General features: G+C 62.1%; 10 protein-coding genes. 1 reads left to right on the forward strand and 9 read right to left on the reverse strand.

Annotated features, from left to right (window positions below):
- Window positions 1-2 precede the first annotated feature (2 nt).
- The 9 genes from EOA19_RS36175 to EOA19_RS32000 all read right to left on the reverse strand — a co-directional run bounded on the left by EOA19_RS36175 (window position 3) and on the right by EOA19_RS32000 (window position 8,529).
- Complete coding sequence (locus EOA19_RS36175; protein WP_245486402.1) at window positions 3-239, reverse strand: hypothetical protein; 237 nt, start codon at window positions 237-239, stop codon at window positions 3-5.
- On the reverse strand, window positions 230-607 hold the full coding sequence (locus EOA19_RS36180) for a hypothetical protein (protein WP_245486403.1): 378 nt from the start codon (window positions 605-607) through the stop codon (window positions 230-232). Before EOA19_RS36180 ends, EOA19_RS36175 begins: the two co-directional genes overlap by 10 nt.
- A gap of 225 nt (window positions 608-832) precedes the next feature.
- On the reverse strand, window positions 833-1,483 hold the full coding sequence (locus tag EOA19_RS31970) for an OmpA family protein (protein ID WP_013531371.1): 651 nt from the start codon (window positions 1,481-1,483) through the stop codon (window positions 833-835).
- A gap of 176 nt (window positions 1,484-1,659) precedes the next feature.
- Complete coding sequence (locus tag EOA19_RS31975; RefSeq protein ID WP_128305862.1) at window positions 1,660-2,028, reverse strand: GFA family protein; 369 nt, start codon at window positions 2,026-2,028, stop codon at window positions 1,660-1,662.
- A 156-nt stretch (window positions 2,029-2,184) separates the two neighbouring features.
- Window positions 2,185-2,562: a hypothetical protein gene (locus EOA19_RS31980; protein WP_128305863.1), complete on the reverse strand. Its 378-nt coding sequence runs from the start codon at window positions 2,560-2,562 to the stop codon at window positions 2,185-2,187.
- Between the two features lie 286 nt (window positions 2,563-2,848).
- On the reverse strand, window positions 2,849-3,268 hold the full coding sequence (locus tag EOA19_RS31985) for a GFA family protein (protein WP_127291381.1): 420 nt from the start codon (window positions 3,266-3,268) through the stop codon (window positions 2,849-2,851).
- 78 nt (window positions 3,269-3,346) lie between these two features.
- Window positions 3,347-4,478 (reverse strand): peptide chain release factor 2 gene (gene prfB / locus EOA19_RS31990; RefSeq protein WP_128305864.1). Its coding sequence is split into 2 segments (ribosomal slippage): window positions 3,347-4,411 and window positions 4,413-4,478, totalling 1,131 coding nucleotides; the frame shifts between segments, so codons are not numbered across the junction.
- 118 nt (window positions 4,479-4,596) lie between these two features.
- Window positions 4,597-7,053, reverse strand: a complete 2,457-nt coding sequence (locus tag EOA19_RS31995) for a penicillin-binding protein 1A (RefSeq protein WP_128305865.1) — start codon at window positions 7,051-7,053, stop codon at window positions 4,597-4,599.
- A gap of 213 nt (window positions 7,054-7,266) precedes the next feature.
- Entirely contained in the window at window positions 7,267-8,529 is a 1,263-nt protein-coding gene (locus EOA19_RS32000) for an N-acetylmuramoyl-L-alanine amidase (protein ID WP_128305866.1), read from the reverse strand.
- A 653-nt stretch (window positions 8,530-9,182) separates the two neighbouring features.
- Here EOA19_RS32000 and EOA19_RS32005 point away from each other — a divergent pair.
- Window positions 9,183-11,723, forward strand: a complete 2,541-nt coding sequence (locus tag EOA19_RS32005; RefSeq protein WP_281040494.1) for a ribonuclease E/G — start codon at window positions 9,183-9,185, stop codon at window positions 11,721-11,723.
- The last annotated feature ends 9 nt before the right edge of the window (window positions 11,724-11,732 follow it).

The following is an 11,732-nucleotide window of genomic DNA, read 5'->3' on the forward strand; positions in this document are numbered from 1 at the left end:
CGTTACATCGGCCCAGGCATCATCTTGGTCGGCTTTTCCAGCATCGGAAACTCGGCCTTGTTGCATTTCACGTTCGGATTCGTCGGACTGAACATGCCGTTCGGATTGTCCCCGAGCCAGGCATGAAGGTCGTAGTGGACGAACTCCTTCGGGATAAGAGGGTAGTGCCCCTCCATCGGCCCCATGAAGGTCTGGCCAAACAGCTTCGGGGGTTCCTTGATGTCCGGCGTCAGAGGCACCAGCCATCCACGCCCACCAGCCGCAAGCCCTTCTTGGTCGGTTCGTAGATCAGCACATTGGGGTGCATCGGGTCGAGCTTCTGGCCGACACTCGGGACATTGACGAAGTGGATACCCATGGCGCCCTTCGGGTAGTCCATCGCACCCGCTATCTTTTCTCCGCTGTAGTAGACGCAGCCGACCGTCGACAGATAGAGGTCGCGGACGGCGACGGTGTAATCGTCATATTTGGCGAGCGATTTTTTCAAGGCTTCGATGTCGGCCTTGTTGGCGTCCTCGGCCCGAGCCGAAGCAACGTTCAGCCACGCGCCCACCAAACCTGTCAAAACGAGGACGCCGCAGCGCCCAAGGCTGGCTGTTCTTGTCATGCATTCCTCCCAGATTTCTGATCTGGCCGTGCAAGACCGAGGCGGAAAAATGCTGATTGCGCGGCCAGTGACACCGCCTCATCCCCTCAGGAACAGCGATGATGCTATTCCTTTCCATAGCTCCGGGAAAGCTATATTTTAGCAATAGCTAATTCAACAACGCCAATATCCGCGCAAACAAAAACGGCCCCCATGGGAGCCGTTTCGCTTGATTTGCCGAACGGATCAGGTGAGCGGCGACAGCTGGATTTCGACGCGGCGGTTCTGGGCGCGGCCTTCGGCCGTGGCATTGGATGCGACCGGGCGTGTCTTGCCGAAGCCGGTGACTGCGAAGCGCCGCTGATCCACGCCCTGACCGGACAGATAGTTCGCGACCGCCAAAGCACGACGCTGCGACAGATCGAAATTGTGCTGGTCGCCACCGGTCGAATCGGTGTGGCCGAACACGTCGACCGTGGTCTGCTTGAACTTCTTCAGCACCAGCGCGACAGAGTTCAGGACCTGGTAGAAGCCGGGCTTCACCGCATCCTGATCCGAGTTGAAGGTGATGTCGGACGGCATGTTGAGGATGATCTGGTCGCCGCTGCGGGTGACGCTGACACCGGTGCCCTCGAGCTGCCGGCGCAGTTCGGCCTCGTTCTGGTCCATGGTGGCGCCGATGGCTCCGCCGGCCAGCGCGCCGATGCCGGCGCCGATCAGTGCGTTGCGGCGGTCATTGCCGCCGGCAAGCAGGCCAAGGCTGGCGCCCGCCAGGGCGCCAAGGCCGGCGCCGGCCGCCGTGTTGGAAATCTTCTGGTCGCCCGTATACGGATCAGTGGTGGTACAGGCGCTCACGAGCACAGCCGTCGCCACGACGACGAGCACAGTCTTTTTCATAGGATAGTCCCTCTCCAAGTCACGCCTTGCGGTGGCGCCAAATCAGCCCTTCCCGCGACTTGTACCACGAATTGCGGCGAAAAGCGGAATGGCGAAAGCGCCGCTCACGGCTTTTCCGGAGAGACCAATACCCGGCGGTGGCGCCGCATCGCCGTGCCGGAATGGTTTGGATCAGGCTACCAGAGGTTCTTGCCGTCTATGATCACCACTTCGACCTTGTCGAGATCGAAATCATCGAACAGCCGCGAGTTGACGCTGATCTTGGGATTGTCGAAATCCGGCTCGCCAGTCGACCAGTCCGGCGTTTCGGTAAAGGTGCCGCAGCCGCAGGTGGCGCAAAAACCGTGCTTTACGGTTCTCGAGCCCCAACGGTAGAAAGAGACGTTCTCCATCGGGCTGGTGAGCTTGAATTGCGAAGGCACGTAGTAGGCCCAGAGCGAGCCGCGCTTCGAGCAGAAAGAACAAGTGCATTGCGTCACCGTCTGCGGTGCCTGCGAAACCTCGAGTGTCGTCGCCTTGCAATGACAGCTTGCCTTGATGGTCATCAACGAACTCCTCCTGTCGCCCGCCATCCTATGCGACAAAGGCACCATAAAGAGGTGCTCCTGACAACTGTCTGTCAGCAGGCACACCCGAACCGCGCAAACCCGGCCTGCGGCCCGGTCACACGCGACCGCGGACGTCCGACCGCCGTCCTGTCGTCAATAAGAGCGCGGCGGCACGAACAGGCAGATTGTCTTGCCGGCGTCGAGGCCCGCTTGGTGCGCGCACCAATGGAACTCGCCGTCCGGGCTGTCCTTGACACGCTTGTCGGTCATTGGAACGATCTCACCCGTTCCGGCGATGACATAGCCCTCGGGTTTCTCCAGCACTTCGCCTGTATGGGTCGTGCGACAATCATAGTTGGCGCAGCATGCGAACGGATAACTCCAGCCCTGTGGCTTTGCCGCCGTGGGCGTGGCGTCATGCGCGAAGGCAGGTGTCGTCAGCATTGCCATCGCGCCGATCGCGAACAGGGAAAACAAAAGTCGGCCAGCCGGTTGAACGGCATTGGCCGATCTGAGTGTGGCAGCAGACATGACGCGTTCCTTTCAAACGAGCTCAAGCGTTTCGCTTGCCCGTTCCCGGAACGTATCTTCCCAGTGGCCGGATCGTCGGGTCGCAGATATGCCGCGTCCGGCCATAAATGCTTTTTCTCTCCCAGCCCTTGGATGCTGGGCTGATTCCTTGGTCGGCGCAAGACGATGCATTCCCGACATCGTTCTATGGACGTCAGGTATCCGCTACCGCCGACGAGATGAGGCCAAGGTCAATTCCCGGCAAACGGGCGTCGGATAAACGGAATAGGCCCGCTGTGGTTCCAGCCTACTGCTGGTCAGAGCCGGCAATCACGTGCTCTTGATACTGCGGCAGGTCATCGGTGATGGTGAACCAGCCCGCCTTCGAACCGACGAAGATGTGCGCGGTCGGGCGGATGGATGGGTCGTCGACGAGGGTTCCCATGGCGACATGGACATAGGCCCCGTCGCGCACGAGCGAATAAAGCAAGGAGCCGCACCGGCCACAATGCGCGTTATGGCCGCTTTCGTCGCCGAAGATCAGGAGCTTGTCCTCGCCTTCGGTGAGGACAAGCTTTTCACGCTCGATACCGGCGAAAGGCTTGAAGGCCGAACCGGTGGTGCGCCGGCAGTCCGAACAATGGCAATTCGCGGCATAGATGAATTCGTCAGTGACCTCGTAGTGAACCGCACCGCAGAAGCACTTTCCGGTGAGCTTGCTCGGCAACACACTCCTCCGTCGCTGTGGTGCGCAGGGGTATGTTCAGATTGAGGTCAGCTAAACTCACCTGAACATGGACATATCCTAATCCAGGTCTGCTACGGCTTCGCCCGCGCCGCCCTCGATGCGCTGCGACAACGAGGCTTCCATGAAATCGTCGAGGTCGCCATCGAGCACGCTCGACGGGCTGGTGCTCTCGACGCCGGTGCGGAGATCCTTCACCAACTGGTAGGGCTGCAGCACATAGGAGCGGATCTGGTGACCCCAGCCTATATCGCTTTTCGACGCTTCGGTGGCGTTTGCAACCGCCTCGCGCTTTTTCAGCTCTTCCTCGTAAAGGCGCGAGCGCAGCATCTCCCAGGCCTTGGCCTTGTTCTTGTGCTGCGAACGTTCAGCCTGGCATGCGACCGCGATGCCGGTGGCCAGATGCGTGATGCGCACCGCCGAATCGGTGGTGTTGACGTGCTGGCCGCCCGAGCCTGACGAGCGATAAGTGTCGATGCGGACATCGGATTCGGAGACGTCGATCTCGATCGTGTCGTCGATGACCGGATAGACCCAGACGCTGGCGAAGGACGTATGCCGGCGCGCATTGCTGTCATAGGGCGAGATACGCACCAGGCGATGAACGCCCGATTCCGTCTTCATCCAGCCATAGGCATTGTGGCCTTTGATCATCAACGTTGCGGACTTGATGCCGGCCTCTTCGCCGTCATGCATTTCCAGCACTTCGACCTTGAAGCGACGGCGCTCGGCCCAGCGCGTGTACATGCGCAGCAGCATCGAGGCCCAGTCCTGGCTTTCGGTACCGCCGGCGCCGGCATGGATTTCGAGATAGGTGTCGTTGGAGTCTGCTTCACCCGACAGCAGCGTCTCGACCTGGCGGGCCTTCGCTTCGCCATGCATCGAGCGGATCGCGGCTTCCGCCTCTGCGATCACCCCCTCGTCGCGCTCTTCCTCACCGAGCTCGATCAGTCCGATATTGTCTTCCAGCGCCTGCGTCAGGCCTTTCACCGAGGCGATGCCCTCTTCAAGGCCCTGGCGCTCGCGCATCAGCTTCTGCGCTTCCAGCGGCTCGTTCCAGAGGCTGGCTTCCTCGGCGCGCACATTGAGGTATTCAAGCCGCTTTATGGCCTGATCCCAGTCAAAGATGCCTCCTCAGCAGGGTTATCGCCTGCCTGATCTCGTCGACAATATTCTGCGTTTCCGCGCGCATGGCTGGCTGTTCTGTCCTGTTTGCTGAAGTCGGTTGGCGCGATACATAGGCAGGCCGCCGCCGGCTGTAAAGCAAAATGGGCTGGCGCCAAGGCCAACCCATCCGCTCCTGAAAATCGTCAGTAGAGGCCGCCGCCGCCGGACTGGATGGCTTGATTGGCCTGCGGCGACAGCGCGCCACCGGTGGCATTGGAGCCGTCGGCGCCCATGCCGATCACCCAATAGCTGTCGGCGGGACCGGTGCCCGGCTTGAAGGCTTCGATGATGGTTCCGGGATCGCCCGATGCGGCACGCATGCCGGTCTTGCGGTTGATGGCAACCAGGTTCATGCCTTCGGGCACCTTGAAGTCGACATTGGGCGTGCCATCCAGCGCCACCCGCATGAAGTCCTTGAAGATTGGTGCTGCGAGACCACCGCCGGTGGCGCCATGGCCGAGGCCGCGCGGCGTGTCGTAGCCCATGTAGAGGCCGACGACGAGGTTGGGCGTGTAGCCGATGAACCAGGCGTCCTTTTCGTCGTTGGTCGTTCCGGTTTTGCCGGCGATGTGGCGGCCGAGTTCATTGATGGTGGCGCCGGTGCCGCGCTGCACGACGCCTTCCATCATCGAGGTGATCTGGTAGGCGGTCATCGGATCGAGCACCTGCTCGGAATTGTCGACCAGTTCCGGCTCCGGCTGGTTTTGCCATTCAGGCGCATTGCAGCCCTGGCAGCCACGTTCGTCCTGCTTGAACACCGTCTTGCCGTAGCGGTCCTGGATGCGGTCGATGAGCGATGGTTTGATCGATTTTCCGCCGTTGGCCATGATCGAATAGGCCGACACCATGCGCATCACGGTGGTTTCGCCGGACCCCAGCGCCATCGGCAGGTAGGGCGCCAGATGGTCGTAGACACCAAAGCGCTCGGCATATTCGACGACCAGCTTCATGCCCATGTCATTGGCAAGCCGCACCGTCATCAGGTTGCGCGACTTCTCGATGCCGGAGCGTAGGGTCGCCGGACCGGCGACGGTGCCGTCATAGTTCTTCGGCGTCCAGCTCGTGTTGCCGCTCTGGATCGTGATCGGCCCGTCCATGATCACCGAGGCCGGCGTATAGCCATTGTCGAGGGCGGCCGAATAGACGATCGGCTTGAACGAGGAGCCCGGCTGGCGCATGGCTTGCGTGGCGCGGTTGAATTCGGACTGCGCGTAGGAGAAGCCGCCGACCATGGCCAGCACGCGGCCGGTGTGCGGGTCCATGGCGATCAGGCCGCCTTCCACTTCGGGCACCTGGCGCAGGCTGTAGGCGCCATCGGCACCATCGTTTTTCTGCACGAAGATGACGTCGCCCGGCTTCAGCACCTCCGCCGGCGACTTGGCCTTGACGGTCTTGCCGGCAACCACATGGCGCATGGCAAAACCCATGTCCTCCTTGCTGATGGTGCCTTCGACGCGCTCCTTGACGATCTCGCCCGACGCCTGCCGTGCCGGCTGCAGGCCGATCGACAGCCCGGTCGCCGAACTGTCGAGCACGACGGCGAGCGACCATTCGGGGACATCCTCCAGCCCCTTGACGGCGCCAAGCGGCACGCCCCAGTCGCCCGAGGCGTCGATCGATGTCACGGGCCCGCGATAGCCGCGCAGCGTATCGTATTTCATCAACCCGTTCTGCATCGATTTGCGGGCAATGAGCTGGACCTTCGGATCGAGCGTGGTGCGGACGGAGAGGCCGCCTTCGTAGAGCGCATTCTCGCCGTAGCGGGCGATGATCTGGCGGCGCACCTCTTCGGTGAAGTACTCGCCGGCGAACAGATAGGTGCCGCTGCGCCGCGGCGTCACGCCCAGAGGCTCGGCCTTGGCCTTGCTGCCTTCCTCACGCGTGACGTAGCCGTTCTCGACCATCTGGTCGATGACCCAGTTTCGGCGCTCGATCGCGCGATCGGCATGCTTGAAAGGGTGGTAGTTGTTCGGCCCCTTGGGCAGCGAGGCCAGGTAGGCGGCCTCGGCCACGGACAGTTCGTTGACCGACTTGTCGAAATAGGTCAGGGCCGCGCCGGCGACGCCATAGGCGCCGAAGCCGAAGAAGATTTCGTTGAGGTAGAGCTCGAGGATGCGATCCTTGGGATAGGCCTGCTCGATGCGGAAGGCGAGGATCATCTCCTTGATCTTGCGCTCGTAGGTCTGGTCCGAGGACAACAGGAAGTTCTTCGCCACCTGCTGGGTGATCGTCGAGGCACCGACCTGACGCCGGCCCGAGCCGAAATTCTGCAGGTTGACGATGATGGCGCGGCCGAGGCCGGTCACATCGATGCCCGGGTGGTTGTAGAAATTCTTGTCTTCGGCCGACAGGAAGGCCGCCTTGACGCGGTCCGGTATGGCCTGGATCGGCAAATACAGGCGCCGTTCGCGCGCATATTCGGCCATCAGCGCGCCGTCCGACGCATGGATGCGGGTGGTCACCGGGGGTTCGTATTTGGCCAGCACCTCGTAGTCGGGCAGATCCTTCGACAAATGGCCGATATAGATCGCAACGCCCGCCGCGACCAAAAGGGCCAGCGTCGTGCCGATGCCGAAAAAATAGCCAATGAGACGAATCATACCCGCTCCAGTCCTTGGTTCGGGAATTTCCTAAACGAAGCCGCCTTTCGCGCAAGCTTTCGAGCCGGTCCCAATCCGTAATCGAAAACCCTTGTCGCCGCCATGTGGACAAAATACGGCAATGCCTGATTTCGAGGCCGCGAGCCGGAAATAAAAGCACCGGGTGTTGTCGTCGCGCAACGCCGCCTCTGGTTGCAGGCGCCGCCGGTCATGTCAACCTCCGGTTCCCGGTCCGGCCTTGGCCGACGCGAACAGCGCGACGGCGTTGGTTATGCTCTGGGCCGCCTTTCCGCGCCAGTCGGCGTTGAGCAACTGCGCCTCGTCCTTGGCGTTCGAGAGATAACCGAGTTCGACCAGCACCGACGGCACGTCGGGTGCCTTGAGCACCTTGAAGCCCGCCGAACGCTGCGGATTGTTGATCAGGCCGACGCTGGTCGACAGCTGGCCGACCAGCGTGTGGGCGAAACTCATCGAGAAATTGTGCGTTTCGCGGCGGATCAGGTCGATCAGGATGTCGGTGACTTCCTTGTTGTCGTTCTTGATTTCCATGCCGGCGAACTGGTCGGAGAGGTTTTCTCGGTCGGCAAGCGCCTGCGCCTCGGGATCCGAAGCCTTATCGGAGACGGTGTAGACGGTGGCACCGCGAATGCCTTTGACGCTGATCGTGTCGGCATGGATCGAAATAAGCAGGTCGGCCTCATGCTGACGGGCAATGCGCACGCGATCGTCCAGACGCAGGAATTCGTCTGTGTCGCGCGTCATGAACACATCATAATTGCCGACGGCTGCGAGTTTGTCCCGCAGCTCCGTGGCGAAGGCCAGCGTGACATTCTTCTCGATGGTGCCGTTCAGGCCCTCGGCACCGCCGTCGATGCCACCATGGCCGGGATCGATGACGACGGTGAACCGATGGCCTGGATTGGAGACCGGCCCGGTGCCGACCCGCCCTCCCTTGTCGGTCGAAACGGTCGATCCGGTGGTCAGCGCCTGATTGGCCAGCGCCACATCGAACTCGCGCTCGGATGCCGCCGACATGTCGATGGCAATGCGGTAGCCGGTACCGTCCTCGTTCTTGAGCACATCGAGCTTGTCGACCGCAAAGGGACCCTTGCCGGTGAGGACCAGCCGCGAAACGCCCTCGCCGAGGGCGCCCAGGCGCACGCTCTTGACCAGGCCCCGCGCCTTCAAATCCTTGGCATCAACGGCGAATCTCGTATTCGCGAGATCGATGACAAGACGGTTGGGACCGCGCAGCAGGAACCATTTGATACCGGGTTCGCGATCGAAGTCCATGACGATGCGCATCTTGGTGGCATCGCCGGCCATCTTGTAACCTTTTGCCACGAGCGGAGCGTCGGCGGCATTGGCATTTGAGGACAGGGCAGATGAGACCGCCAGCAGCAGCAAGAGGCAGAAAGCGGCCAGGATCCGGCCGCCGACACGACATCCCTTGTCTGTGAAGTCCGCCAATCCCATCTCTCTTCCAGTCGCTCCCGGTTTGGCGCCCGGCGCCCGGTCATTTCGTCCATATGCCGGTTAGGCCGCGAACTCGATTAACGATTGGTATCCAGAGAAGGTTAACCAAGCCTTTTCATGCAAGGCCGCAAGCCTGGCTTACGCTACGGAACGGCTTTTTGCCGGCATCGGAAATCGGGGTTGCCTTCCATCCCGCCAAATCATAAAAGCGATGGTGGATCACTGCAATCCTGGAACCGCCCTCCTCCGCAGCTTCTTGCTACAGGGTCAGATGTAAAGGCGGCTCCTTTCGCTTCAGGCGAAAAGGGTTCAGGTGATCGCGACGAATTTCGCAGGCGTGCTCCCGTGGCGGGGGAATCGCCTGCGTGAGGAAAACGGCCGGGTTTGTTCCCGCGCCGGCTCTGTATGAGCAAACAAGCTGGTCCGGTTCATCCGGGCTTTGGTTCAAAAGGTTCTGTTGGTGACGATGGCTTCAAGCGCAATCATGGAAAGGTCCGCATCAAACCGCGCCATTATGGCTGCGGGCGGCACCGCCATGGCGCTCAAGCGGCGGCCGGCGGACGTTCAAATATCCGGCACCCACATTCCAGACACGCAGCAGCAGGCTTTGCCTCGCAAGCTGCGGCTGACGGCTGCCGGGGGGAAACGAAATAATGCCCAACAAAATGCTGATAGACGCCTCCCACCCGGAGGAAACACGCGTTGTCGTCGTACGCGGTAACCGTATTGAAGAATTCGACTTTGAATCCCAGGACAAGAAGCAGCTCAAAGGAAACATCTACCTAGCCCGCGTAACGCGCGTAGAGCCCTCCCTTCAGGCAGCCTTTGTCGAATATGGCGGCAACCGTCACGGTTTTCTCGCCTTCAGTGAAATTCACCCCGATTACTACCAGATTCCGGTCGCCGATCGTCAGGCACTGCTACGCGCGGAAGCGCAGGAGGCCGAGGACGAGGAGAACGAGGACGGCGACGGCGATGACCGTCAGAGCCGCGATCGCGGACGGCGCGGCCGCCGGCGCGGCGGAAAGCCCCGTGACCGGGGTGAGCACAAGCGCGATGCAGCCGATTCCGGCGAGGCAAACGACGCTGCCGACGAGGCAGAAGAAGGGGCCGACGCTGGTTTCGAAGAGATCTCGCACACGTCCGAGATCATCGAACATGCGGCCGATACGTCCGAACATGCCGATGCGTCCGAACATGGCGAGGATTCCGCCGAGCAGGACGAAGGCGAAACCCGCGAAGGCGGCCCGACGTCGATCGCCGCCTCGGTCGAGGCCGATGTGATTTCCGAAGCCGTTCCGCAGGCCGAACAAGGCAGCGAAGCGACCTCCGGCGACAATGATCGCGGCATGCTGGAAGAAGTGCAGTCCTCGCATCCGGACGATCACGAGGTCGAATCGGTCGGCGCCGAGGACGCGCTGGAGGAAGTGCGCAACCGCCGCAAGCCGGTGCGCCGCCAGTACAAGATCCAGGAAGTGATCAAGCGCCGGCAGATCCTCTTGGTGCAGGTCGTCAAGGAAGAGCGCGGCAACAAGGGTGCGGCACTGACCACCTACCTGTCGCTTGCCGGCCGCTATTCGGTGCTGATGCCGAACACGGCGCGTGGCGGCGGCATTTCGCGCAAGATCACCAGCGCGGTCGACCGCAAGCGCCTGAAGGAGGTCGTTGCCGATCTCGAAGTGCCGCAGGGCATGGGCGTGATCCTGCGCACCGCCGGCGAGAGCCGCACCAAGGCGGAAATCAAGCGCGATTACGAATATCTGATGCGGCTTTGGGAAAATGTCCGCAATCTCACCTTGCAGTCCACGGCCCCTGCCCTGGTCTACGAGGAAGGCAGCCTGATCAAGCGCTCGGTGCGCGACCTCTACAACAAGGATATCGACGAGATTCTTGTCTCCGGCGAGGAAGGCTATCGCGAGGCCAAGGACTTCATGCGCATGCTGATGCCGAGCCACGCCAAGGTGGTTCAGCCGTTCCGCGACACGACGCCGATCTTTGTGCGCAACGGCATCGAGGCACAGCTAGACCGCATGCTGCAGCCGCAGGTGACGCTGAAGAGCGGCGGCTACATCATCATCAACCAGACCGAGGCGCTGGTTGCCATCGATGTCAATTCGGGCCGCTCCACCAAGGAGCACTCGATCGAGGACACCGCGCTCCACACCAATCTGGAAGCGGCCGAGGAAGTCGCACGTCAGCTCAGGCTGCGCGATCTCGCCGGCCTGATCGTCATCGACTTCATCGACATGGAGGAGAACCGCAACAACCGCTCCGTCGAGAAGCGGTTGAAGGATCACCTCAAGAACGATCGTGCGCGCATCCAGGTCGGCCGCATCTCGCATTTCGGCCTGATGGAGATGTCCCGCCAGCGCATCCGCGCCAGCGTGCTGGAATCGACCATGAAGCCTTGCCCGCATTGCGGCGGCACCGGCCATGTGCGCTCCGATTCGTCGGTCGCGCTGATGGTGGTGCGGGCGATCGAGGAATTCCTGCTCAAGGATTCGCGCAGCCACATCACGGTACGGACGCCGGCGGCGACCGCACTCTACGTGCTCAACCACAAGCGCGGCACGCTGGTCGAACTCGAAAGCCGCTTCGGGCTGACGATCACCGTCGAGGCCGACGATTCGGTCGGTTCGCAGCACTATGCGATCTTCCGCGGCGCGCTGGCTGAAAAGCCGGAAGGCTTTGTCGAGGCGCGCAGCTTCCCAGCCTATGTCGAGCCGGAAGAGCCCGAGGACGAGATTGTCGTCGTCGAGGAAGACGACGAGGCGCCGGTCCAGACCGAACAGCCACGCCAGCAGCCGCAGCAACAACCCCGACCTGCCGCCGCCGGTGGCGAAGAAGGCGAAGGCCGCGACCGCAAGCGCCGCAAGCGTCGGCGTCGGCGCGGCGGCAAGGATCGCGATCGCGAACATGGCGCCCCTGCGGACGGTGCTTCCGTCTCGGCTCCGGCCGGCGAGTTTTCGGACTCGGCCGCCGGCGATGGCGACACGGAAACGGACGACAACGCCCCTGTTGGTGTTGCCGAAACGTCCGAGACAGCTGAAGCTTCGGACGACGGCCAGGGTAAAAAGCGCCGGCGCGGCAAGCGCGGCGGCAAGCGCAACCGCCGCGAAGACGGGGAAGGCGAGGCCGAGGCAAGTGCTGGCGAGGCAGCCGACGCGTCCGAGGTCGAAGTCCCGGCTGCCTAGGCGATCGCC

This window comes from Mesorhizobium sp. M7A.F.Ca.US.010.02.1.1 (assembly GCF_004023085.1).
In the GTDB taxonomy this organism is placed as follows: Bacteria; Pseudomonadota; Alphaproteobacteria; order Rhizobiales; family Rhizobiaceae; genus Mesorhizobium.